33 protein-coding genes, 3 tRNA genes and 1 rRNA gene are annotated in these 20,139 nt (G+C 59.2%); all 37 read left to right on the top strand.

All coding sequences use genetic code 11. The features are described 5' to 3' along the window. Window positions 1–165 precede the first annotated feature (165 nt). Window positions 166–281: ribosomal RNA gene (gene rrf, locus BLR75_RS22420) — 5S ribosomal RNA — on the top strand. A gap of 151 nt (window positions 282–432) precedes the next feature. Next, complete coding sequence (gene birA / locus BLR75_RS22415) at window positions 433–1,377, top strand: bifunctional biotin--[acetyl-CoA-carboxylase] ligase/biotin operon repressor BirA (RefSeq protein ID WP_084313406.1); 945 nt, start codon at window positions 433–435, stop codon at window positions 1,375–1,377. Then, a complete protein-coding gene (locus BLR75_RS22410; RefSeq protein WP_084313404.1) occupies window positions 1,367–2,116 on the top strand; it encodes a pantothenate kinase in 750 nt (249 codons plus the stop codon). Before birA ends, BLR75_RS22410 begins: the two co-directional genes overlap by 11 nt. A gap of 9 nt (window positions 2,117–2,125) precedes the next feature. Then, window positions 2,126–2,812 carry an SPOR domain-containing protein gene (locus tag BLR75_RS22405; protein ID WP_084313403.1) on the top strand — a complete coding sequence of 229 codons (687 nt, stop codon included), beginning with the start codon at window positions 2,126–2,128 and terminating at the stop codon, window positions 2,810–2,812. Between the two features lie 140 nt (window positions 2,813–2,952). Then, window positions 2,953–3,037 (top strand) — tRNA-Tyr (locus tag BLR75_RS22400). 25 nt (window positions 3,038–3,062) lie between these two features. Next, window positions 3,063–3,136, top strand: a tRNA-Gly gene (locus tag BLR75_RS22395). An 18-nt stretch (window positions 3,137–3,154) separates the two neighbouring features. Beyond that, a tRNA-Thr gene (locus BLR75_RS22390) sits at window positions 3,155–3,230 on the top strand. An 84-nt stretch (window positions 3,231–3,314) separates the two neighbouring features. Further along, complete coding sequence (gene tuf / locus BLR75_RS22385; protein ID WP_084313387.1) at window positions 3,315–4,508, top strand: elongation factor Tu; 1,194 nt, start codon at window positions 3,315–3,317, stop codon at window positions 4,506–4,508. Between the two features lie 158 nt (window positions 4,509–4,666). Beyond that, complete coding sequence (gene rpsJ, locus BLR75_RS22380) at window positions 4,667–4,978, top strand: 30S ribosomal protein S10 (protein ID WP_003243886.1); 312 nt, start codon at window positions 4,667–4,669, stop codon at window positions 4,976–4,978. 82 nt (window positions 4,979–5,060) lie between these two features. Further along, window positions 5,061–5,696 carry a 50S ribosomal protein L3 gene (gene rplC / locus BLR75_RS22375; protein ID WP_084313386.1) on the top strand — a complete coding sequence of 212 codons (636 nt, stop codon included), beginning with the start codon at window positions 5,061–5,063 and terminating at the stop codon, window positions 5,694–5,696. Between the two features lie 14 nt (window positions 5,697–5,710). Then, window positions 5,711–6,313 (top strand): 50S ribosomal protein L4, encoded by a 603-nt coding sequence (rplD, locus tag BLR75_RS22370; RefSeq protein ID WP_084313385.1) that lies wholly within the window; start codon window positions 5,711–5,713, stop codon window positions 6,311–6,313. Then, entirely contained in the window at window positions 6,310–6,609 is a 300-nt protein-coding gene (gene rplW / locus BLR75_RS22365; protein ID WP_084313384.1) for a 50S ribosomal protein L23, read from the top strand. The genes rplD and rplW overlap by 4 nt, the downstream gene beginning before the upstream one ends. Before the next feature lie 11 nt (window positions 6,610–6,620). Next, entirely contained in the window at window positions 6,621–7,442 is an 822-nt protein-coding gene (gene rplB, locus BLR75_RS22360; RefSeq protein ID WP_084313383.1) for a 50S ribosomal protein L2, read from the top strand. Between the two features lie 16 nt (window positions 7,443–7,458). Then, on the top strand, window positions 7,459–7,734 hold the full coding sequence (gene rpsS, locus BLR75_RS22355; RefSeq protein ID WP_003093734.1) for a 30S ribosomal protein S19: 276 nt from the start codon (window positions 7,459–7,461) through the stop codon (window positions 7,732–7,734). 12 nt (window positions 7,735–7,746) lie between these two features. After that, complete coding sequence (rplV, locus tag BLR75_RS22350; protein WP_014854224.1) at window positions 7,747–8,079, top strand: 50S ribosomal protein L22; 333 nt, start codon at window positions 7,747–7,749, stop codon at window positions 8,077–8,079. 13 nt (window positions 8,080–8,092) lie between these two features. Next, window positions 8,093–8,779, top strand: coding sequence for a 30S ribosomal protein S3 (gene rpsC / locus BLR75_RS22345; protein ID WP_015475326.1), 687 nt, complete (start codon window positions 8,093–8,095; stop codon window positions 8,777–8,779). A gap of 11 nt (window positions 8,780–8,790) precedes the next feature. Further along, window positions 8,791–9,204: a 50S ribosomal protein L16 gene (rplP, locus tag BLR75_RS22340; protein WP_009617163.1), complete on the top strand. Its 414-nt coding sequence runs from the start codon at window positions 8,791–8,793 to the stop codon at window positions 9,202–9,204. Further along, entirely contained in the window at window positions 9,204–9,395 is a 192-nt protein-coding gene (gene rpmC, locus BLR75_RS22335; RefSeq protein WP_003093720.1) for a 50S ribosomal protein L29, read from the top strand. The genes rplP and rpmC overlap by 1 nt, the downstream gene beginning before the upstream one ends. Window positions 9,396–9,397: 2 nt before the next feature. Beyond that, a complete protein-coding gene (gene rpsQ / locus BLR75_RS22330; protein ID WP_084313382.1) occupies window positions 9,398–9,664 on the top strand; it encodes a 30S ribosomal protein S17 in 267 nt (88 codons plus the stop codon). Window positions 9,665–9,687: 23 nt separating this feature from the next. Continuing rightward, entirely contained in the window at window positions 9,688–10,056 is a 369-nt protein-coding gene (gene rplN, locus BLR75_RS22325; protein WP_003093714.1) for a 50S ribosomal protein L14, read from the top strand. Window positions 10,057–10,068: 12 nt separating this feature from the next. After that, window positions 10,069–10,383 (top strand): 50S ribosomal protein L24, encoded by a 315-nt coding sequence (rplX, locus tag BLR75_RS22320; protein WP_084313381.1) that lies wholly within the window; start codon window positions 10,069–10,071, stop codon window positions 10,381–10,383. 19 nt (window positions 10,384–10,402) lie between these two features. Next, complete coding sequence (gene rplE / locus BLR75_RS22315; protein ID WP_043248941.1) at window positions 10,403–10,942, top strand: 50S ribosomal protein L5; 540 nt, start codon at window positions 10,403–10,405, stop codon at window positions 10,940–10,942. 13 nt (window positions 10,943–10,955) lie between these two features. Further along, entirely contained in the window at window positions 10,956–11,261 is a 306-nt protein-coding gene (gene rpsN, locus BLR75_RS22310) for a 30S ribosomal protein S14 (protein ID WP_084313380.1), read from the top strand. 187 nt (window positions 11,262–11,448) lie between these two features. Beyond that, the gene (rpsH, locus tag BLR75_RS22305; RefSeq protein WP_084313379.1) at window positions 11,449–11,841 is read left to right on the top strand and encodes a 30S ribosomal protein S8; all 393 of its coding nucleotides are present in this window, start codon (window positions 11,449–11,451) and stop codon (window positions 11,839–11,841) included. A gap of 11 nt (window positions 11,842–11,852) precedes the next feature. Continuing rightward, complete coding sequence (gene rplF, locus BLR75_RS22300) at window positions 11,853–12,386, top strand: 50S ribosomal protein L6 (RefSeq protein WP_084313378.1); 534 nt, start codon at window positions 11,853–11,855, stop codon at window positions 12,384–12,386. A 10-nt stretch (window positions 12,387–12,396) separates the two neighbouring features. Beyond that, window positions 12,397–12,747, top strand: a complete 351-nt coding sequence (gene rplR / locus BLR75_RS22295; RefSeq protein ID WP_084313377.1) for a 50S ribosomal protein L18 — start codon at window positions 12,397–12,399, stop codon at window positions 12,745–12,747. Between the two features lie 3 nt (window positions 12,748–12,750). Then, entirely contained in the window at window positions 12,751–13,251 is a 501-nt protein-coding gene (gene rpsE, locus BLR75_RS22290) for a 30S ribosomal protein S5 (RefSeq protein ID WP_084313376.1), read from the top strand. A gap of 2 nt (window positions 13,252–13,253) precedes the next feature. After that, window positions 13,254–13,430, top strand: coding sequence for a 50S ribosomal protein L30 (gene rpmD, locus BLR75_RS22285; protein WP_036991154.1), 177 nt, complete (start codon window positions 13,254–13,256; stop codon window positions 13,428–13,430). Window positions 13,431–13,433: 3 nt separating this feature from the next. Then, a complete protein-coding gene (rplO, locus tag BLR75_RS22280; RefSeq protein ID WP_084313375.1) occupies window positions 13,434–13,868 on the top strand; it encodes a 50S ribosomal protein L15 in 435 nt (144 codons plus the stop codon). Then, window positions 13,869–15,200 (top strand): preprotein translocase subunit SecY, encoded by a 1,332-nt coding sequence (secY, locus tag BLR75_RS22275; RefSeq protein WP_084313374.1) that lies wholly within the window; start codon window positions 13,869–13,871, stop codon window positions 15,198–15,200. It begins immediately after the preceding gene. A 28-nt stretch (window positions 15,201–15,228) separates the two neighbouring features. After that, window positions 15,229–15,345 carry a 50S ribosomal protein L36 gene (gene rpmJ / locus BLR75_RS22270; RefSeq protein ID WP_002555468.1) on the top strand — a complete coding sequence of 39 codons (117 nt, stop codon included), beginning with the start codon at window positions 15,229–15,231 and terminating at the stop codon, window positions 15,343–15,345. 129 nt (window positions 15,346–15,474) lie between these two features. Then, the gene (rpsM, locus tag BLR75_RS22265; protein WP_017521894.1) at window positions 15,475–15,831 is read left to right on the top strand and encodes a 30S ribosomal protein S13; all 357 of its coding nucleotides are present in this window, start codon (window positions 15,475–15,477) and stop codon (window positions 15,829–15,831) included. A gap of 18 nt (window positions 15,832–15,849) precedes the next feature. After that, on the top strand, window positions 15,850–16,239 hold the full coding sequence (gene rpsK / locus BLR75_RS22260; protein WP_003093689.1) for a 30S ribosomal protein S11: 390 nt from the start codon (window positions 15,850–15,852) through the stop codon (window positions 16,237–16,239). A 16-nt stretch (window positions 16,240–16,255) separates the two neighbouring features. Continuing rightward, window positions 16,256–16,876 (top strand): 30S ribosomal protein S4, encoded by a 621-nt coding sequence (gene rpsD / locus BLR75_RS22255; RefSeq protein ID WP_084313373.1) that lies wholly within the window; start codon window positions 16,256–16,258, stop codon window positions 16,874–16,876. A 22-nt stretch (window positions 16,877–16,898) separates the two neighbouring features. Then, window positions 16,899–17,900 carry a DNA-directed RNA polymerase subunit alpha gene (locus BLR75_RS22250; RefSeq protein ID WP_084313372.1) on the top strand — a complete coding sequence of 334 codons (1,002 nt, stop codon included), beginning with the start codon at window positions 16,899–16,901 and terminating at the stop codon, window positions 17,898–17,900. A 43-nt stretch (window positions 17,901–17,943) separates the two neighbouring features. Then, a complete protein-coding gene (rplQ, locus tag BLR75_RS22245) occupies window positions 17,944–18,333 on the top strand; it encodes a 50S ribosomal protein L17 (RefSeq protein ID WP_084313371.1) in 390 nt (129 codons plus the stop codon). Window positions 18,334–18,596: 263 nt separating this feature from the next. Beyond that, complete coding sequence (gene katA, locus BLR75_RS22240) at window positions 18,597–20,045, top strand: catalase KatA (RefSeq protein ID WP_084313370.1); 1,449 nt, start codon at window positions 18,597–18,599, stop codon at window positions 20,043–20,045. Window positions 20,046–20,139 lie beyond the last annotated feature (94 nt).

Here is a 20,139-nt window from a genome sequence, read left to right as displayed (position 1 = left end):
TACTAATTGCCCGTGAGGCTTGACCATATAACACCCAAGCAATCTGAGAAGATTGTGCGGTGATGGTGAAGTCGACGAACCGAAAGTTCGTGAGAACCGCAAATTACATCACATACCCGAATCTGGATGAGCGTGAGCGCAAGCCACGAGCGTCCGAAAGAATTGCTTGACGACCATAGAGCGTTGGAACCACCTGATCCCATCCCGAACTCAGCAGTGAAACGACGCATCGCCGATGGTAGTGTGGGGTCTCCCCATGTGAGAGTAGGTCATCGTCAAGCACCTATCCCGAAACCCCTGGCCAGTGATGGCCGGGGGTTTTGCTTTTGCGCGAAAAATACCGGTATCCGGCCTGCATTCAGGGACTTCCAATGCATAGGCAAGCATGGCCTGCCTATATATGATGCGTGCCTGATTGTTGCGAGGCATGACATGCAAACCTTGCTGAAATTGCTGGGGGATGGGCGTTTCCATTCCGGGGAAGAACTGGGGCTGGCGCTCGGTGTCAGCCGGAGCGCAATCTGGAAGCGCCTGCAAAGTCTGGAAGCCGAGCTGGGAATTTCTGTCCAGAGTGTGCGCGGCAAGGGGTATCGCCTGTCCGAGCCGCTTTCGGTGATCGATCCTCGGCTGATCGCTGCGCCCTGGCCTCTGGATGTGCTTTTCTCCGTGGATTCCACCAACGCAGAGGTCATGCGACGCCTCGAGGCCGGGGCTGCGACTCCCTTTGCCGTAGTGGCTGAGCGCCAAACCTCGGGGCGCGGCCGCCGTGGCCGGCAATGGGTGAGTCCTCTCGGGGCGAATCTGTACTACACCCTGGGTATCTCGGTGCGCGGCGGGGCAAAAGAACTCGAAGGCCTGAGCCTCGTGGTGGGGCTGGCGGTCGCCCGGGCAATCCAGTCGATCGGTATACAGGGTGTCGGCCTGAAGTGGCCCAACGACATTCTCCTGGATGGAAAAAAGCTGGCCGGCATCCTGCTCGAACTGACCGGGGATCCGGCGGATCTGTGCAGCGTGGCCATCGGCATTGGAATCAATGTGAACATGCGCGGCGCCGAAGGGATAGATCAGCCTTGGGTTTCCCTGTGTGAGGCTGTTGGCTCGAAGGTCGATCGCAATAAGCTGCTTGCGGCGCTCAACCAGGAACTGGCGCATCATCTGGTGCGCCATCGTGAACAGGGTTTTTCGGCCAGCCGGTCGGAGTGGGAAGCGTTGCATCTGTGGCAGGGACGGCAGGTGAGCTTGTCTACGGCCGCGCATACGGTTGTCGGGCGCGCCCTGGGAATAGACGAGCAGGGGGCCTTGCGGCTTGAAGTTGATGGGGTAGAGCGCCGCTACAGCGGGGGTGAGCTGAGCCTGAGGTTGTCTGATGATTCTTGAGCTGGATTGTGGCAATAGCTTGATCAAGTGGCGCGTGCTCGGTGGCGAGCAGTTTGCGCCGGTGGCCGGCGGAATCGCCGATTCGGATGCTGCGCTATTCGAGCAGTTGGGATCGCAAGGGGTTCGTGCGCTGCGCTTTTGCCGCCTGGTGAGCGTGCGCAGCGAGCAGGAAACGGAACTGCTCAGCGAACGCCTGCGGCAGGATTTCTCTGTTTCCGTCAGGCAGGCCAGGTCGGCTGAAACGCTTGCCGGCGTCCGCAACGGATATCGCGACTATCAGCGGCTCGGGCTGGATCGCTGGCTGGCCCTGGTGGCCGGCTACAAGCTTGCGGGAGGTAGTTGCCTGGTCATCGATCTGGGGACCGCGGTGACTTCCGATCTCGTTAGCGCCGATGGTGAGCATCTGGGGGGGTACATCTGCCCCGGGATGCCATTGATGCGTAGTCAGTTGCGCACCCACACGCGGCGTATCCGCTATGGAGACGATGCTGCTCAGGAGGCTTTGCAGAATCTCCTGCCGGGGCGTGAAACGGCTGAGGCTGTCGAGCGCGGATGCCTGTTGATGCTGCGCGGGTTCGTTCGCGAGCAATATCTGCTGGCTTGCGAGCTTCTGGGTGAGGGGTGTGCAGTGTTTCTCACTGGGGGCGACGCTGAGCTGGTGCGAGATGAATTGCCCCATGCCCTGGTTCTGCCCGATCTCGTGTTTGCTGGTCTGGCGCTGGCCTGCCCGCTTGAGTGAGTCGTATTGATGCGCTGGTTCTTTCTCTTTCTGCTCGTGCTGAACATCTTCTATTACGTATGGCATCAACAGCAGGCGCCTCTGCGGGCAAAGCAGATCGCTCCGTTGAGTCTCTATCGGGAAGACCAGCAGAAAAACATTCGCCTCCTCAGTGAATCGGAGGAGGGGGTGCGGCGCAGGCAGGCCGATGCCGCGGGCGGGGCCCCAGCGCCTGACGTCGCATGCGCCTATCTCGGTAGTTTCCCCGAGGAGTCGCGTGCCAGGCAGCTGGAGCAGAGGCTGTTGAGCCTGGATGTGCGGGCCGGTGTCCAGGCGGTCGACGCGAACGATGGCACTGATTACTGGGTATATCTGCCGCCGCTGGCTTCTCGCCAGGCTTCATTGTGGCAACTGAGAGAGCTGCAGGCGCGCAAGATAGATAGCTACATCATCACCGAAGGCGATCTGGCTGATGGCATATCCCTGGGGATTTTCCAGCGCCAGGACTCCGCGGAGAGCGTGGCGGAGCGTCTGAGGGCTGCGGGCTACGAGGCATTGATACGGGAATTACCTCGCGCCCGGCGCGATTACTGGGTGCAGATTGCCCCGGAAAGCAAGCGCCTGGCCGACGATACATTGTTGCTCCAATTGGCGACGGACTTCCCTGGATTGCAAAGGCAAACAATGCCATGCAAAAGCATTGCAAACGTCCGTTAGCTTGAATAGAATGGCGCCCGCTTCGCAGGGGTAGCCCGAAAGGCAAAAGCCTGCAAAGCAGCTGTCGAAACCTAAGTTAAGGTTTTTTAAGAGAAAACTCTTGACAGCGCAGAGGTAGGCTGTAGAATGCCGCCTCACTCGGAGGGGTTCCCGAGCGGCCAAAGGGATCAGACTGTAAATCTGACGTCTCAGACTTCGAAGGTTCGAATCCTTCCCCCTCCACCAGTTTCAAGCGTGAGCGTCAGGCTCCGCGGGTATAGTTCAGTGGTAGAACCTCAGCCTTCCAAGCTGATGATGCGGGTTCGATTCCCGCTACCCGCTCCAGGCTTTCTGCTTATGTTTGCTCATGTAGCTCAGCTGGTAGAGCACACCCTTGGTAAGGGTGAGGTCAGCGGTTCAAATCCGCTCATGAGCTCCATTATTAATGGGCAGATATGAAAATATCTGCCCATTATTTTAATGGTGGTGTGGCTTTCTCAATTCCAGGTGGGAGACGGTCAAGATGGCTAAAGAAAAGTTTGAACGTAACAAGCCGCACGTCAACGTCGGCACTATCGGTCACGTTGACCACGGTAAAACCACTCTGACCGCTGCCCTGACCAAAGTCTGCTCCGAGACCTGGGGTGGTTCGGCTCGCGCTTTCGACCAGATCGACAACGCGCCGGAAGAGAAGGCTCGTGGTATCACCATCAACACCTCTCACGTTGAATACGACTCGCCGGTACGCCACTACGCTCACGTAGACTGCCCGGGTCACGCCGACTACGTGAAGAACATGATCACCGGTGCTGCCCAGATGGACGGCGCGATCCTGGTTTGCTCGGCTGCCGACGGCCCCATGCCGCAGACCCGCGAGCACATCCTGCTGTCCCGTCAGGTAGGCGTTCCCTACATCGTCGTGTTCCTGAACAAGGCCGACATGGTTGATGACGCCGAGCTGCTGGAGCTGGTCGAGATGGAAGTTCGCGACCTGCTGAGCACCTACGACTTCCCGGGTGATGACACCCCGATCGTCATTGGTTCCGCTCTGATGGCCCTGAACGGCCAGGACGACAACGAGATGGGCGTTTCCGCCGTGCGCAAGCTGGTCGAAACCCTGGACTCCTACATCCCCGAGCCGGTTCGTGCCATCGACCAGCCGTTCCTGATGCCGATCGAAGACGTGTTCTCGATCTCCGGCCGCGGCACCGTGGTGACCGGTCGTGTCGAGCGCGGCATCATCAAGGTTCAGGAAGAAGTCGAGATCGTCGGCATTCGCGCGACCACCAAGACCACCTGCACCGGCGTTGAGATGTTCCGCAAGCTGCTCGACGAAGGTCGTGCCGGTGAGAACGTCGGCGTCCTGCTGCGCGGCACCAAGCGTGAAGACGTAGAGCGTGGCCAGGTTCTGGCCAAGCCGGGCACCATCAAGCCGCACACCAAGTTCGAGTGCGAAGTGTACGTGCTGTCCAAGGAAGAAGGTGGTCGTCACACCCCGTTCTTCAAGGGCTACCGTCCGCAGTTCTACTTCCGTACCACTGACGTGACCGGTAACTGCGAACTGCCGGAAGGCGTCGAGATGGTAATGCCGGGCGACAACGTGAAAATGGTTGTCACCCTGATCGCTCCGATCGCCATGGAAGAAGGTCTGCGCTTCGCGATTCGCGAAGGCGGCCGTACCGTTGGCGCCGGCGTGGTTGCCAAGATCGTCGAGTAATCGTTGATCTAGCGCATTAGGAAAAGGGGGCCTTCGGGCCCCCTTTTTCGTTTCATTGATCAAATATTGACACCCCCGGGGGGCATCCGTACAATTGCGCCTCCTTTTAACGGGCGGAGTCCGTCCGTTGGGAATGGCAACTTGGAGTCTGAGGTCAAATGCAAAATCAACAAATCCGTATTCGGTTGAAGGCTTTTGACCATCGCCTGATCGACCAATCCACCCAGGAAATCGTGGAAACCGCGAAACGTACTGGCGCTCAGGTGCGTGGTCCGATTCCTCTGCCGACCCGCAAGGAACGTTACACCGTGCTGATTTCCCCGCACGTCAACAAGGATGCTCGTGATCAGTACGAAATTCGTACTCACAAGCGTGTTCTCGACATCGTTCAGCCGACCGACAAAACCGTCGACGCGCTGATGAAGCTCGACCTTGCTGCTGGCGTCGAAGTACAGATCAGCCTCGGCTAATGCCCTCGGCATTGGTCGTGTAACGCTCTGAAATGGGCGGCCATAGCGGGTGAAAGCCCCGTACACTAAAGAGGTTCATAACATGACAATTGGTGTTGTCGGTCGTAAGTGCGGCATGACCCGCATTTTCACCGAAGATGGTGTCTCTATTCCGGTTACGGTCATCGAGGTCGAGCCGAATCGCGTCACCCAATTCAAAAGCGAAGAAAGCGATGGCTACCGCGCAGTTCAAGTAACTGTTGGCGAGCGTCGTGCCTCTCGCGTGACCAAGGCGCAAGCCGGTCACTTTGCCAAGGCGAATGTCGCCGCCGGTCGCGGCGTGTGGGAGTTCCGTCTGGGCGAAGAGCAGTATGCCGCTGGTGATGCGATCACCGTCGAGCTGTTCCAGGCTGGTCAACTGGTCGACGTGACCGGTGAGTCCAAGGGTAAAGGCTATGCCGGTACCATCAAGCGCTGGAACTTCCGTGGTCAGGACAATACCCACGGTAACTCCGTTTCCCACCGCGTTCCGGGCTCCATCGGTCAGTGCCAGACCCCGGGTCGTGTATTCAAAGGCAAGAAGATGTCCGGTCACATGGGTGCTGAGCGCGTAACCGTTCAGTCTCTCGAGATCGTGCGTGTCGATGCCGAACGCAACCTGCTTCTGGTCAAGGGTGCCGTTCCTGGCGCCACCGGCGGTGACGTGCTCGTGCGTCCGGCGGCCAAGGCTCGCGGTTAAGAGGGGAAGCTGAGATGCAATTGAATGTAAATGGCGCTCAGGCTATCGAAGTCTCCGAGCGTACCTTTGGCAGCGAATTCAACGAGACTCTGGTTCACCAGGCTGTCGTCGCCTACATGGCTGGCGGTCGTCAGGGCACCCGTGCTCAGAAGACTCGTTCCGAAGTCTCTGGTGGTGGCAAGAAGCCGTGGCGTCAGAAGGGCACCGGTCGTGCTCGCGCTGGCACCATCCGCAGCCCCATCTGGCGTGGGGGCGGTACTACCTTCGCCGCCAAGCCGCAGGATCACTCCCAGAAGCTCAACAAGAAGATGTATCGCGCTGCTCTGCGCTCCATCCTCTCCGAGCTGGTTCGTCTGGAGCGTCTGGTCGTTGTCGCCGATTTCGGCGTAGACGCACCGAAGACCAAGGGCCTGGTCAGCAAGCTGGACACCCTGGGTCTGAAAGACGTGCTGATCGTTACCGATGGCGTTGACGAAAACCTGTACCTGGCTGCGCGCAACCTGGCGCACGTCGACGTACGCGACGTCCAGGGTTCCGACCCGGTCAGCCTGATCGCCTACGACAAGGTGCTGGTCACCGTGTCCGCCGTGAAGAAGTTCGAGGAGCTGCTGGGATGAACCAGGAACGCGTATTCAAAGTGCTGCTTGGTCCGCACATCTCCGAGAAAGCTACCGGTCTCGCGGACAGCAAGGGCCAATTCGTCTTCAAGGTTGCCACTGATGCAACCAAGCTGGAAATCAAGAAGGCCGTAGAAAGCCTGTTCGGCGTGAAGGTTCGTCGCGTCACCACCCTGAACGTTCAGGGCAAGACCAAGCGTACCGCTCGCGGCCTGGGCAAGCGCAACGACTGGAAAAAGGCGTACATCGCTCTCCAGCCGGGCCAAGATCTCGATTTCGCAGCTGGCGCTGAGTAAAGGGGTGCATCATGGCAATCGTTAAGTGCAAACCGACTTCCGCTGGTCGTCGCTTTGTCGTGAAAGTGGTGAATCAGGAGCTGCACAAAGGCGCTCCCTACGCACCGCTGCTCGAGAAGAAATCCAAGTCTGGCGGCCGTAACAACAACGGTCGTATCACCACCCGTCATATCGGTGGTGGTCACAAGCAGCACTATCGTCTGGTCGACTTCCGCCGCAACAAGGATGGCATTCCTGCCATCGTCGAGCGCGTTGAATACGATCCGAACCGTACTGCTCACATCGCTCTGCTGAAATACGCGGACGGCGAGCGTCGCTACATCATCGCCCCGAAAGGCGTGGTAGCCGGCGATCAGCTGATTTCCGGTATCGGTGCGCCGATCAAGGCTGGCAACAACATGCCGCTGCGCAACATTCCGGTTGGTAGCACCGTTCACGGTATCGAACTGAAGCCGGGCAAAGGCGCTCAGATCGCTCGTTCCGCTGGTGCTTCCGCCCAGCTGGTCGCGCGTGAAGGTGCGTACGTAACCCTGCGTCTTCGCTCCGGCGAAATGCGCAAGGTCCTGGCTGACTGCCGCGCGACCCTGGGTGAAGTCTCGAACTCCGAGCACAGCCTGCGTTCGCTGGGTAAAGCTGGTGCCAAGCGCTGGCGTGGCGTTCGCCCGACCGTTCGTGGTGTTGCCATGAACCCGGTCGACCACCCGCATGGTGGTGGTGAAGGTCGTACCTCTGCTGGTCGTCATCCGGTATCGCCGTGGGGTCTTCAGACCAAGGGTAAGAAGACTCGTGCGAACAAGCGTACCGATAACATGATCGTCCGTCGCCGCAAGTAAATAGAGGGATACGACTGTGCCGCGTTCTCTGAAAAAAGGTCCTTTTATCGATCTTCACCTGCTGAAGAAGGTCGAAGTGGCGGTGGAAAAGAACGACCGCAAGCCGATCAAGACCTGGTCGCGCCGTTCGATGATTCTGCCGCATATGGTTGGTCTGACCATCGCTGTCCACAATGGCCGTCAACACGTGCCGGTTCTGGTCAACGAAGACATGGTCGGTCACAAACTCGGCGAGTTCGCTGCTACCCGCACCTATCGTGGGCACGCTGCGGACAAGAAAGCCAAGCGTTAAGGGGTAAGGAAGATGGAAGTAGCCGCTAAGCTGTCGGGCGCTCGTATCTCCGCCCAGAAAGCCCGCTTGGTCGCCGACCAGATCCGCGGGAAGAAGGTGGGCGAAGCGCTCAACCTCCTGGCTTTCAGCAACAAGAAAGCCGCCGAGATCATGAAGAAAGTGCTGGAGTCGGCTGTGGCCAACGCTGAGCACAACGAAGGCGCCGATGTGGATGACCTTAAGGTCTCCACCGTCTTCGTCAACGAAGGTCGTTCGCTCAAGCGCATCATGCCTCGCGCCAAAGGCCGTGCTGATCGCATCGTGAAGCGGTCTTGCCATATCACGGTCAAGGTTGCGGACAAGTAACGGAGTCGATCAGATGGGTCAGAAAGTACATCCCAATGGCATTCGCCTGGGCATCGTCAAGGAGCACACCTCCGTTTGGTACGCAGATAAGCGCACTTACGCCGATTATCTGTTCGCCGACCTGAAGGTGCGTGAGTACCTCCAAGACAAACTAAAAAGCGCGTCCGTAAGCCGTATCGATATCCATCGTCCGGCTCAGACTGCACGCATCACCATCCACACCGCCCGTCCCGGTATCGTGATCGGCAAGAAAGGTGAAGATGTTGAGAAGCTGCGTCAGGACCTGACCAAGCAAATGGGTGTGCCTGTGCACATCAACATCGAGGAAATCCGCAAGCCGGAGCTCGATGGCATGCTGGTTGCGCAGAGCGTAGCTCAGCAGCTGGAGCGTCGCGTCATGTTCCGTCGCGCGATGAAGCGCGCTGTACAGAACGCCATGCGCATTGGTGCCAAGGGCATCAAGATCCAGGTGAGTGGTCGTCTGGGTGGCGCTGAAATCGCTCGTACCGAGTGGTATCGCGAAGGTCGTGTGCCCCTGCACACCCTGCGTGCCGACATCGACTACGCAACCTACGAAGCGCACACCACCTACGGTGTGATCGGTGTGAAGGTTTGGATCTTCAAGGGCGAGGTCATTGGTGGCCGCCAGGAAGAGCTGAAGCCGGTAGCGCCCGCTCCTCGTAAAAAAGCTGCTAAGTAAGGAGTACGCAAATGCTGCAACCCAAGCGTACGAAGTTCCGCAAGCAAATGACCGGTCACAACCGTGGCCTGGCTCATCGCGGTTCCAAAGTCAGCTTCGGCGAGTTCGCCCTCAAGGCAACCAGCCGTGGCCGTCTCACCGCACGTCAGATCGAGTCCGCGCGTCGTGCGCTGACCCGTCACGTCAAGCGTGGCGGCAAGATCTGGATCCGCGTATTCCCCGACAAGCCGGTTACCAAGAAGCCCCTCGAAGTTCGTATGGGTAAAGGTAAGGGTGGCGTCGAGTACTGGGTAGCCCAGATTCAACCGGGCAAGGTCCTGTACGAGATCGAGGGTGTTTCCGAAGAGCTGGCGCGTGAGGCATTCGCCCTGGCTGCTGCAAAGCTGCCGCTCGCCACCTCCTTTGTTAAGCGGACGGTGATGTGATGAAAGCGAATGAACTTCGTGAAAAATCCGTTGAGCAGCTGAACGAGCAACTGCTCGGCCTGCTGCGCGACCAGTTCAATCTGCGCATGCAGAAAGCAACTGGCCAGTTGGGGCAGTCTCACCTGCTCTCGCAAGTGAAGCGCGACATCGCTCGCGTTAAAACTGTGCTCAACCAGCAAGCAGGTAAGTGATCATGGCTGAAGCTCAGAAAACCGTCCGTACGCTGACCGGCCGCGTCGTCAGCGACAAGATGGACAAGACCATCACCGTTCTGATCGAGCGTCGCGTCAAGCACCCGATCTACGGCAAATACGTGAAGCGTTCGACCAAACTGCACGCCCACGACGAATCCAATCAGTGCCGCATTGGTGACCTGGTCACCATTCGCGAGACCCGTCCGCTGGCCAAGACCAAGGCCTGGACCCTGGTTGACGTCGTTGAGCGCGCGGTGGAAGTCTAAGGACTAAGGGTCGGAGATAGATTATGATTCAGACTCAATCCATGCTCGATGTCGCTGACAACAGCGGCGCGCGTCGCGTGATGTGCATCAAGGTGCTCGGCGGTTCCCACCGCCGTTACGCCGGCATCGGCGACATCATCAAGGTCACCGTCAAGGAAGCGATTCCGCGTGGCAAGGTCAAGAAAGGCCAGGTCATGACCGCTGTGGTCGTCCGCACCAAGCACGGTGTGCGTCGTACCGACGGTTCCATCATCCGCTTCGACGGCAATGCCGCTGTCCTGCTGAACAACAAGCAGGAGCCCATCGGCACCCGTATCTTCGGGCCAGTGACTCGTGAACTTCGTACCGAGAAGTTCATGAAGATCGTCTCGCTCGCCCCTGAAGTGCTGTAAGGAGTAGCCGACATGCAAAAGATTCGTCGTGACGACGAAGTAATCGTCATTGCCGGCAAGGACAAGGGCAAGCGTGGCAAGGTGCTGAAAGTTCTCGCTGACGACCGTCTGGTCGTTGGCGGCGTGAACCTGATCAAGCGCCACACCAAGCCCAACCCCATGCTCAACCAGCAAGGCGGTATCGTCGAGAAGGAGGCGCCTCTGCACGTCTCCAACGTCGCCATCTTCAACCCGGAAACCAGCAAGGCTGACCGCGTTGGCTTCAAGGTAGAAGACGGTAAGAAAATTCGTGTCTTCAAGTCGACCCAGAAACCGGTTCAGGCTTGAGGGAGCTAGGTAGATCACCATGGCACGATTGAAAGAAATTTATCGGAAGGAAATCGCTCCCAAGCTGAAGCAAGAGCTTCAGCTGGCGAACGTGATGGAAGTTCCGCGCGTTACCAAAATCACCCTGAACATGGGTCTGGGCGAAGCTGTCGGCGACAAGAAGGTCATCGAGAGCGCGGTTGCCGATCTCGAGAAGATCGCGGGCCAGAAGCCGGTCGTGACTTACGCTCGTAAGTCCATCGCCGGTTTCAAGATCCGTGAAGGCTGGCCGATCGGCGTCAAGGTCACCCTTCGTGGCGACCGTATGTACGAGTTCCTGGATCGTCTGCTGTCCATCTCCCTGCCGCGCGTGCGTGACTTCCGCGGCCTGAATGCCAAGTCCTTCGACGGTCGCGGCAACTACAGCATGGGCGTGAAAGAGCAGATCATCTTCCCGGAAATCGACTACGACAAGATCGATGCTCTCCGCGGTATGGATATCACCCTGACCACCACCGCCCGTTCGGATGATGAAGGCCGCGCTCTGCTGCGCGCTTTCAACTTCCCGTTCCGCAACTGATTGGAGTAGGAACATGGCAAAAGAGAGCATGAAAAACCGTGAGCTGAAGCGTCAGCTGACGGTAGCCAAGTACGCCAAGAAGCGTGCCGAGCTGAAAGCGATCATCGCTAGCCCGAACTCCACTGCGGAAGAGCGTTGGAACGCCCAGGTCGCCCTGCAGAAGCAACCGCGTGACGCGAGCGCCAGCCGCCTGCGTAACCGTTGCCGTCTGACCGGTCGTCCGCACGGCTTCTACCGCAAGTTCGGCCTCAGCCGTAACAAGCTGCGTGAAGCTGCGATGCGCGGTGACGTACCGGGTCTGGTCAAGGCCAGCTGGTAAGTCCCGGAAACGGAGCCAGCGATGGCTCCGTTGATCGCGATCTCGTGTCAAGCCCCGAATGGGGCTTGATTCGTTTTTGAGCGATCTCTAGAATACCCGGCTCCCCTGAGCCTGGGTTTATGTCGCCTGGTGTTTTGTGGGCGAGTGAAGTTGAAGGCTTATCTTTTGTATCAGGAGCATTAAGCCCATGAGTATGCAGGACCCGTTAGCAGACATGCTAACTCGCATCCGTAATGCCCAGATGGCTGAGAAGACCGTCGTGAGCATGCCGTCTTCCAAGCTGAAAGCGGCAGTCGCCAAAGTCCTCAAGGACGAAGGCTACATTGCGGATTTCCAAGTCAGCGCCGAGGCCAAGCCTCTGCTGTCCATCGAGCTGAAGTACTTCGAAGGCAAGCCTGTCATCGAGGAAGTGAAGCGAATCAGCCGTCCTGGCCTGCGCCAGTACAAATCCGTAGATCAGCTGCCGAAGGTTCGTGGTGGTCTGGGTGTTTCGATCGTCTCCACCAACAAGGGTGTGATGACTGACCGTGCTGCCCGTGCCGCTGGTGTCGGTGGCGAAGTGCTCTGCACTGTGTTCTAAGGGGAATCAGCATGTCTCGCGTTGCTAAGAACCCCGTCAAACTGCCTGCCGGCGTTGAAATCAAGCTGGCTGGCCAGGAACTTTCGGTCAAGGGCTCCAAAGGCTCCCTAGAGCTGAAAGTCCACCCGTCCGTCGAAGTCATTCAGGACAACGGTGAGCTGCGTTTCGCTGCGCGTAACGGCGACCAGCAGACCCGTGCCATGGCCGGTACCACCCGCGCCCTGGTCAACAACATGGTGATCGGCGTCAGCCAGGGCTTCGAGCGCAAGCTCCAGCTGGTCGGCGTTGGTTACAAGGCGCAGGCCAAAGGCCAAGTGCTGTCCCTGGCTCTCGGCTTCTCCCACCCGGTTGATTACGAACTGCCTGCCGGCATCGTCGCTGAAACCCCCAGCCAGACCGATATCCTGATCAAGGGCATCGACAAGCAGCTGGTCGGCCAGGTTGCCGCGGAAATCCGCGACTTCCGTCCGCCGGAGCCGTACAAAGGCAAGGGCGTGCGTTACGCCGACGAAGTCGTCCTTCGTAAAGAAGCCAAGAAGAAGTAGGGCATAGCAAATGAGCGTCAAGAAAGAAACCCGTCTGCGTCGCGCTCGCAAGGCACGCCTGAAGATGCGCGAGCTGGAAGCCGTACGCCTTTGCGTGTACCGCTCCTCCCAGCACATTTATGCCCAGGTCATTGCGGCCGACGGCAGCAAGGTCCTGGCCAGCGCCTCGACCCTGGACAAGGATCTGCGCGAAGGTGCCACCGGCAACATCGACGCAGCCAAGAAAGTTGGTCAACTGGTCGCCGAACGCGCCAAAGCCGCCGGCGTCACCCAAGTGGCGTTCGACCGTTCTGGCTTCAAGTACCACGGCCGTATCAAGGCCCTGGCTGATGCCGCTCGCGAAGGCGGTCTGGAGTTCTAAGTTATGGCAAATAACGATCAAAAGCGCGACGAAGGCTACATCGAGAAGCTGGTTCAAGTTAACCGCGTCGCCAAAACCGTAAAAGGTGGCCGTATCTTCGCCTTCACCGCGCTGACCGTGGTTGGCGATGGCAAGGGCCGTGTCGGCTTCGGTCGTGGCAAGGCGCGTGAAGTGCCGGCTGCCATCCAGAAAGCGATGGAAGCTGCTCGCCGCAACATGATCCAGGTTGATCTGAACGGCACCACCCTGCAGTACCCGACCAAGTCCGCTCACGGCGCCTCCAAGGTGTACATGCAGCCGGCTTCGGAAGGTACCGGCATCATCGCTGGCGGCGCCATGCGTGCCGTTCTGGAAGTAGCTGGTGTTCAGAACGTTCTCGCCAAGTGCTACGGCTCCACCAACCCGGTGAACGTGGTTTACGCGACCTTCAAGGGCCTGAAGAACATGCAGTCCCCTGAAGCCGTGGCGGCCAAGCGTGGCAAGAGCGTCGAGGAGATTCTCTAACCATGGCAACCGTCAAAGTCACTCTGGTTAAAAGCGTGAACGGCCGTCTGGCCAATCACAAGGCTTGCGTCAAGGGCCTCGGCCTGCGTCGCATCGGTCACACCGTCGAAGTTCAGGACACTCCTGAAAATCGCGGCATGATCAACAAGGCCTACTACCTGCTGCGTGTGGAGGGTTAATCCATGCAACTGAACGATCTGCGTTCCGCGCCGGGTGCCCGTCGCGAAAAGCACCGTCCGGGCCGTGGCATCGGTAGCGGTCTGGGCAAGACCGGTGGCCGTGGTCACAAAGGTCAGACCTCCCGCTCCGGTGGCACCATTGCTCCCGGCTTCGAGGGCGGTCAGCAGCCTCTGCACCGTCGTCTGCCGAAGTTCGGCTTCGTTTCCCTGAAGGCCCTGGATCGCGCCGAAGTGCGCACTTCCGAGCTGGCCAAGGTGGAAGGCGATGTCGTTACTCTGCAGGCTCTGAAGGATGCCAACGTGATTAACCAGAACGTACAGCGTGTGAAAGTCATGCTGTCGGGCGACGTTACTCGCGCGGTCACCCTGAAAGGCATCGCCGCCACCAAGGGTGCGCGTGCGGCCATCGAAGCAGCTGGCGGCAAAATCGAGGACTAAATGGCTAAGCAAGGTGCTCTCTCTGCGCTGAGCAACGGTGGTGGTCTGTCCGAGCTCTGGACGCGTCTGCGGTTCCTGTTCCTGGCGATCATCGTCTACAGGATTGGCGCGCATATCCCGGTTCCCGGCATCAACCCCGATCGCTTGGCGGCACTGTTCCGGCAGAACGAGGGGACCATTCTTAGCCTCTTCAACATGTTTTCCGGCGGCGCGCTGGAGCGTATGAGTATCTTTGCACTGGGGATCATGCCGTACATCTCGGCGTCGATCATCATGCAGCTCATGACCGCTATCAGCCCGCAGCTGGAGCAGTTGAAGAAAGAGGGTGAGTCTGGGCGTCGCAAGATTAGCCAGTACACCCGCTACGCCACTCTAGTCCTGGCGCTTGTCCAGGCCATCGGCATGTCCGTTGGCCTGGGCAGCCAGGGCGTGGCCTTCTCCAACGACTTCGGCTTCTACTTCGTGTCGGTCACCACCTTCGTGGCGGGTGCACTGTTCATGATGTGGCTGGGTGAGCAGATCACCGAGCGGGGTGTCGGCAACGGCATCTCCATGCTGATCTTCTCCGGCATCGTCGCGGGTCTGCCCCGAGCAATCGGTCAGTCCTTCGAATCCGCGCGTCAAGGTGACATCAACATCTTCGCCCTGATCGCCATCGGCCTGCTGGCCGTGGCCATCATCGCGTTCGTTGTGTTCATCGAGCGTGGTCAGCGCCGTATCGCCGTGCATTACGCCAAGCGCCAACAGGGTCGCAAGGTGTTTGCAGCTCAGACCAGCCATCTGCCGCTGAAAGTGAACATGGCGGGCGTAATCCCGGCCATCTTCGCCAGCAGCATCCTGCTGTTCCCGGCGTCCCTGGGTGCCTGGTTCGGTCAGTCGGAAGGTCTGGGTTGGCTGCAGGACGTCGCTCAGGCGATCGCTCCGGGACAGCCGTTGAACATTCTGCTGTTTAGCGCAGGGATCATCTTCTTCTGCTTCTTCTACACAGCGCTGATGTTCAACCCCAAGGACGTTGCGGAGAACCTCAAGAAGTCCGGTGCATTTATTCCGGGTATTCGTCCGGGCGAACAGTCCGCTCGCTACATCGATGGCGTGCTGACCCGTTTGACCATGTTCGGTGCCCTGTACATGACGGCTGTGTGCCTGTTGCCCCAGTTCCTGGTGGTGGCTGCCCACGTACCGTTCTACCTCGGCGGGACCTCGTTGCTGATCGTGGTTGTGGTTGTGATGGACTTTATGGCCCAGGTGCAATCTCACCTCGTTTCCCACCAGTACGAATCCCTCATGAAGAAAGCCAACCTGAAGGGCTACGGCAGCGGCTTGCTGCGCTGATCGGTCCGTAAGGTTAGAGGAGTTGGTGATGAAAGTTCGCGCATCGGTTAAGAAGCTGTGCCGCAACTGCAAGATCATTCGTCGCGAAGGCGTCGTTCGCGTGATCTGCAGCGCGGAGCCGCGTCACAAACAGCGCCAAGGCTGAGTGTGATCCACGCGTTATAGCCCGGCAGCTAGTGCGCTGCCGGGTTGATTATTTGTTATTACAGCGCTAATATCCGCGCCCTTTCTTGGCTTCCTGGGCGCCGGGTAGCTGTCAATTGGAGTTTTCTGAATGGCCCGTATTGCAGGCGTAAACATTCCGGATAACAAGCACACTGTTATCTCGCTGACCTACATCTATGGTGTCGGTCGCACTACCGCACAGAGCATCTGTGCTGCCACCGGCATCAGCCCGGCAGCAAAGATCAAGGACCTGAGCGAAGAGCAGATCGATTCGCTGCGTACCGAGGTGGCCAAGCTGACCACCGAAGGTGATCTGCGCCGCGAAATCAACATGAACATCAAGCGTCTGATGGACCTCGGTTGCTACCGCGGTCTGCGTCATCGTCGCGGTCTGCCGGTTCGCGGTCAGCGTACCAAGACCAACGCGCGCACCCGCAAGGGCCCGCGTAAGCCGATCCGCAAGTAATCGCTTAGGAATCTAGTCATGGCAAAACCTGCTGCTCGTCCTCGTAAGAAAGTCAAAAAGACGGTGGTTGATGGCATCGCCCACATCCACGCGTCCTTCAACAACACCATCGTGACCATCACCGACCGTCAGGGCAACGCTCTGTCCTGGGCGACTTCCGGTGGTTCCGGTTTCCGTGGCTCGCGTAAGAGCACCCCGTTCGCTGCCCAGGTAGCGGCCGAGCGTGCCGGCCAGGCTGCTCTGGAATACGGTCTGAAGAACCTCGACGTGAACGTCAAGGGCCCGGGCCCGGGCCGCGAGTCGGCTGTTCGCGCGCTGAATGCCTGCGGTTACAAGATCGCCAGCATCACCGACGTGACCCCGATCCCGCACAACGGCTGCCGTCCGCCGAAAAAACGTCGCGTGTAATAGGAGACAGTGAGAAATGGCTCGTTACATTGGTCCCAAGTGCAAACTGTCTCGCCGTGAAGGCACCGACCTGTTCCTGAAGAGCGGCGCTCGTGCGCTCGACTCCAAGTGCAAGGCCGAACAGATCCCCGGTCAACACGGCCAGCGCCGTGGTCGCCTGTCCGACTACGGTCTGCAGCTGCGTGAAAAGCAGAAAGTCCGCCGTATCTACGGTGTTCTGGAGCGTCAGTTCAGCGGTTACTACCAGGAAGCTTCCCGTCGCAAGGGTTCCACTGGTGAGAACCTGCTGCAGATCCTCGAATGCCGCCTGGACAACGTCGTCTATCGCATGGGCTTCGGCTCCACTCGTGCCGAATCCCGTCAGCTGGTGTCCCACAAGACCATCAGCGTGAACGGCAAGACCGTCAACGTTCCGTCCTACCAGGTCAAGGCTGGCGACGTCATCGCTGTTCGCGAGAAATCGAAGAACCAGCTGCGTATCGCCCAAGCCCTGGAACTGTGCGCCCAGCGCGGTCGCGTTGAGTGGGTCGAAGTGGATACCGAGAAGAAGACCGGCACCTTCAAGAGCGTTCCGGTTCGCGCTGATCTGTCCGCCGACATCAACGAAAACCTGATTGTCGAGCTCTACTCCAAGTAAGGGCTAGAAAATAGGTGCATCCATGCAGAGTTCGGTAAATGAGTTCCTGACCCCCCGCCACATCGATGTGCAGGTGGTCAGCCAAACCCGCGCCAAGATCACCCTCGAGCCCCTCGAGCGTGGTTTCGGCCATACCCTGGGCAACGCGCTGCGTCGCATCCTGTTGTCCTCCATGCCTGGCTGTGCAGTAGTCGAGGCCGAGATCGACGGTGTACTCCACGAGTACTCCGCGATCGAAGGTGTGCAGGAAGATGTCATCGAAATCCTGCTGAACCTGAAAGGTCTGGCCATCAAGCTGCACGGCCGTGACGAAGTGACGCTGACCCTGGCGAAAAAGGGCTCGGGTGTGGTGACCGCTGCCGATATTCAGCTGGATCATGATGTCGAGATCGTCAACGGTGACCATGTTATCGCCCACCTGGCCGATAACGGCGCGCTGAACATGAAGCTGAAAGTCGCTCGTGGCCGTGGCTACGAGCCGGCTGATGCCCGTCAGAGCGATGAAGACGAAAGCCGTAGCATCGGCCGTCTGCAGCTCGACGCCTCGTTCAGCCCCGTACGTCGTGTTGCCTACGTGGTCGAGAACGCCCGTGTCGAACAGCGTACCAACCTGGACAAGCTGGTCCTCGATCTGGAAACCAACGGCACCCTGGACCCTGAAGAGGCTATCCGTCGCGCCGCTACCATCCTGCAACAGCAGCTGGCAGCGTTCGTGGACCTCAAGGGCGATAGCGAGCCGGTCGTGGAAGAGCAGGAAGACGAGATCGATCCGATCCTCCTGCGTCCGGTCGACGATCTGGAGCTGACCGTACGTTCGGCCAACTGCCTGAAGGCGGAGAACATCTACTACATCGGTGACCTGATTCAGCGCACCGAAGTAGAGCTGCTGAAAACTCCGAACCTCGGCAAGAAGTCCCTGACCGAAATCAAGGACGTTCTGGCCTCTCGCGGTCTGTCCCTCGGTATGCGCCTCGACAACTGGCCGCCGGCAAGTCTTAAGAAAGACGACAAGGCTACTGCCTGATCGTCGTAGCTACCGAACGTAAAGTTTGGAAAGGAATTGAACCATGCGCCATCGTAAAAGTGGTCGTCACCTGAGCCGTACCAGCGCGCACCGCAAGGCTATGTTCCAGAACATGGCTGTGTCGCTGTTCGAGCATGAACTGATCAAAACCACCCTGCCCAAGGCCAAGGAACTGCGTCGCGTTGCCGAGCCGCTGATCACCCTGGCCAAGGAAGACAGCGTCGCCAACCGTCGTCTGGCTTTCGACCGTACCCGTTCGAAAGCTGCCGTAGGCAAGCTGTTCAACGACCTGGGCAAGCGCTACGCCAACCGTCCGGGCGGCTACCTGCGCATCCTCAAGTGCGGTTTCCGCGCTGGCGACAACGCCCCCATGGCGTACGTCGAGCTGGTTGATCGTCCTGTCGGCGGCGAAGCTGTAGAAGCTGCCGAGTAAGGCGAACACCTGATAAAGAACCGGGCCCTGTGCCCGGTTTTTTATTGCCTGCGAAAACTGCCGGTGACGTAGCGCCAATCGATCAGCCGCTTTGCTGCTGCCCCTCCGGATCTCTTACCGCTGCCTGGAAGCGTGTGACGCACGACACAAATCAATGAAGTGGTGTTTTGACCGTTCCGGAAATTGCCCGACGGGCATTACAGGATCACTCTTCGGGTTTCCGTGTTTCGCTTCATGGCAATTAGCTGGTAAGGAGATCTCCAATGGACGAGAAAGTCCGTCTTACTACTGCCGCGGGTGCGCCGGTAGTCGATAACCAGAATGTTCAAACCGCCGGACCGCGCGGCCCCATGCTGCTCCAGGACGTGTGGTTCCTCGAGAAGCTCGCGCACTTCGATCGTGAAGTGATTCCCGAGCGCCGCATGCACGCCAAGGGCTCCGCCGCCTACGGCACCTTCACCGTCACCCATGACATCACCCGCTACACCCGCGCCAGGCTGTTCTCCCAGGTCGGCAAGCAGACCGACCTGTTCGTGCGCTTCTCCACCGTCGCCGGCGAGCGTGGTGCGGCCGATGCCGAGCGCGATATTCGCGGTTTCGCCATCAAGTTCTACACCGAGGAAGGCAACTGGGACCTGGTCGGCAACAACACGCCGGTGTTCTACCTGCGCGACCCGCTGAAATTCCCGGACCTCAACCACGTGGTCAAGCGCGACCCGCGTACCAACCTGCGCAATGCGACCTACAAGTGGGACTTCTTCTCCCATCTGCCGGAAGCCCTGCATCAGCTGACCATCGACTTCAGCGACCGTGGCCTGCCGCGCAGCTACCGGTATATTCACGGCTTCGGCAGCCATACCTTCAGTTTCATCAACGCGCAGAACGAGCGCTTCTGGGTCAAGTTCCACTTCAAGACCCAGCAGGGCATCGAGAACCTGAGCAACGAGGCGGCGGCCGCCATCATTGCCCACGATCGTGAAAGCTCGCAGCGCGACCTCTACGACAGCATCGAGCAAGGCGATTTCCCGCGCTGGAAGATGTTCGTCCAGGTGATGCCGGAGAAAGAGGCTGCCACCTATCGCTTCAATCCCTTCGACCTGACCAAGGTCTGGCCGCACGGTGACTACCCGCTGATCGAAGTCGGCTATTTCGAGCTGAACCGCAATCCCGACAACTACCACGCGGAAGTCGAGCAGTCCGCCTTCTCCCCCGCCAACATCGTTCCGGGGATCGGCTTCTCGCCTGACCGCATGCTGCAGGGCCGCCTGTTCTCCTATGGCGACGCGCACCGCTATCGCCTCGGTGTGAATAACCATCAGATTCCGGTGAACAGTCCGCGCAACGGTGTCTGCCCCTATCATCGCGACGGGGCGATGCGCGTCGACGGCAACAACGCCCGGCAGACCGTGACCTACGAGCCGAACGGTTTCGGCCAGTGGCAGCAGCAGCCGGACTTCTCCGAACCGCCGCTGAGCCTCGAAGGCGCGGCCGATCACTGGAACCACCGCGTCGACGAGGACTACTACAGCCAGCCGGCAGCGCTGTTCAAGCTGTTCGACGCTGCCCAGCGGCAGCGGCTGTATGACAACATCGCCGGCGACATGCAGGGCGTTCCCGAGGAAATCCAGCGCCGTCAGCTCGCCCTGTTCTACAAGGTCGATCCGGTCTACGGCGAGGGTGTCGCCAAGGCCCTGGGCCTGAACATTCTTTGACCCGAGCGCTGGCAGGCGAGGCCGTCTTCCCTGAAGACGGCCTTTTGCTGTGTGGATATTGATGGATATCAAGTCGGGAACTATGTTCCGGAGC

Origin of the sequence: Pseudomonas jinjuensis (assembly GCF_900103845.1) — a bacterium.
In the GTDB taxonomy this organism is placed as follows: Bacteria; Pseudomonadota; Gammaproteobacteria; order Pseudomonadales; family Pseudomonadaceae; genus Pseudomonas; species Pseudomonas jinjuensis.
The sequence above is the reverse complement of the archived record's forward strand: the minus strand, read 5'-3'. Positions and strand labels throughout refer to the sequence as shown.

Bases quoted from the DNA above. Each gene is read 5' to 3' on its own strand.
- rplD (WP_084313385.1), top strand. From the start codon at position 5,711: ATGCAATTGAATGTAAATGGCGCTCAGGCTATCGAAGTCTCCGAGCGT.
- katA (WP_084313370.1), top strand. From the start codon at position 18,597: ATGGACGAGAAAGTCCGTCTTACTACTGCCGCGGGTGCGCCGGTAGTC.
- rplN (WP_003093714.1), top strand. From the start codon at position 9,688: ATGATTCAGACTCAATCCATGCTCGATGTCGCTGACAACAGCGGCGCG.
- rplX (WP_084313381.1), top strand. From the start codon at position 10,069: ATGCAAAAGATTCGTCGTGACGACGAAGTAATCGTCATTGCCGGCAAG.
- BLR75_RS22405 (WP_084313403.1), top strand. From the start codon at position 2,126: ATGCGCTGGTTCTTTCTCTTTCTGCTCGTGCTGAACATCTTCTATTAC.
- rpmJ (WP_002555468.1), top strand. From the start codon at position 15,229: ATGAAAGTTCGCGCATCGGTTAAGAAGCTGTGCCGCAACTGCAAGATC.
- rplV (WP_014854224.1), top strand. From the start codon at position 7,747: ATGGAAGTAGCCGCTAAGCTGTCGGGCGCTCGTATCTCCGCCCAGAAA.
- secY (WP_084313374.1), top strand. From the start codon at position 13,869: ATGGCTAAGCAAGGTGCTCTCTCTGCGCTGAGCAACGGTGGTGGTCTG.
- rplR (WP_084313377.1), top strand. From the start codon at position 12,397: ATGAGCGTCAAGAAAGAAACCCGTCTGCGTCGCGCTCGCAAGGCACGC.
- rpsQ (WP_084313382.1), top strand. From the start codon at position 9,398: ATGGCTGAAGCTCAGAAAACCGTCCGTACGCTGACCGGCCGCGTCGTC.
- rpsK (WP_003093689.1), top strand. From the start codon at position 15,850: ATGGCAAAACCTGCTGCTCGTCCTCGTAAGAAAGTCAAAAAGACGGTG.
- tuf (WP_084313387.1), top strand. From the start codon at position 3,315: ATGGCTAAAGAAAAGTTTGAACGTAACAAGCCGCACGTCAACGTCGGC.
- rpsD (WP_084313373.1), top strand. From the start codon at position 16,256: ATGGCTCGTTACATTGGTCCCAAGTGCAAACTGTCTCGCCGTGAAGGC.
- BLR75_RS22250 (WP_084313372.1), top strand. From the start codon at position 16,899: ATGCAGAGTTCGGTAAATGAGTTCCTGACCCCCCGCCACATCGATGTG.
- rplB (WP_084313383.1), top strand. From the start codon at position 6,621: ATGGCAATCGTTAAGTGCAAACCGACTTCCGCTGGTCGTCGCTTTGTC.
- rplF (WP_084313378.1), top strand. From the start codon at position 11,853: ATGTCTCGCGTTGCTAAGAACCCCGTCAAACTGCCTGCCGGCGTTGAA.
- rpmD (WP_036991154.1), top strand. From the start codon at position 13,254: ATGGCAACCGTCAAAGTCACTCTGGTTAAAAGCGTGAACGGCCGTCTG.
- rpsJ (WP_003243886.1), top strand. From the start codon at position 4,667: ATGCAAAATCAACAAATCCGTATTCGGTTGAAGGCTTTTGACCATCGC.
- rplP (WP_009617163.1), top strand. From the start codon at position 8,791: ATGCTGCAACCCAAGCGTACGAAGTTCCGCAAGCAAATGACCGGTCAC.
- rplW (WP_084313384.1), top strand. From the start codon at position 6,310: ATGAACCAGGAACGCGTATTCAAAGTGCTGCTTGGTCCGCACATCTCC.
- BLR75_RS22410 (WP_084313404.1), top strand. From the start codon at position 1,367: ATGATTCTTGAGCTGGATTGTGGCAATAGCTTGATCAAGTGGCGCGTG.
- rplC (WP_084313386.1), top strand. From the start codon at position 5,061: ATGACAATTGGTGTTGTCGGTCGTAAGTGCGGCATGACCCGCATTTTC.
- rplO (WP_084313375.1), top strand. From the start codon at position 13,434: ATGCAACTGAACGATCTGCGTTCCGCGCCGGGTGCCCGTCGCGAAAAG.
- rpmC (WP_003093720.1), top strand. From the start codon at position 9,204: ATGAAAGCGAATGAACTTCGTGAAAAATCCGTTGAGCAGCTGAACGAG.
- rpsM (WP_017521894.1), top strand. From the start codon at position 15,475: ATGGCCCGTATTGCAGGCGTAAACATTCCGGATAACAAGCACACTGTT.
- rplE (WP_043248941.1), top strand. From the start codon at position 10,403: ATGGCACGATTGAAAGAAATTTATCGGAAGGAAATCGCTCCCAAGCTG.
- rplQ (WP_084313371.1), top strand. From the start codon at position 17,944: ATGCGCCATCGTAAAAGTGGTCGTCACCTGAGCCGTACCAGCGCGCAC.
- rpsN (WP_084313380.1), top strand. From the start codon at position 10,956: ATGGCAAAAGAGAGCATGAAAAACCGTGAGCTGAAGCGTCAGCTGACG.
- rpsH (WP_084313379.1), top strand. From the start codon at position 11,449: ATGAGTATGCAGGACCCGTTAGCAGACATGCTAACTCGCATCCGTAAT.
- rpsC (WP_015475326.1), top strand. From the start codon at position 8,093: ATGGGTCAGAAAGTACATCCCAATGGCATTCGCCTGGGCATCGTCAAG.
- rpsE (WP_084313376.1), top strand. From the start codon at position 12,751: ATGGCAAATAACGATCAAAAGCGCGACGAAGGCTACATCGAGAAGCTG.
- birA (WP_084313406.1), top strand. From the start codon at position 433: ATGCAAACCTTGCTGAAATTGCTGGGGGATGGGCGTTTCCATTCCGGG.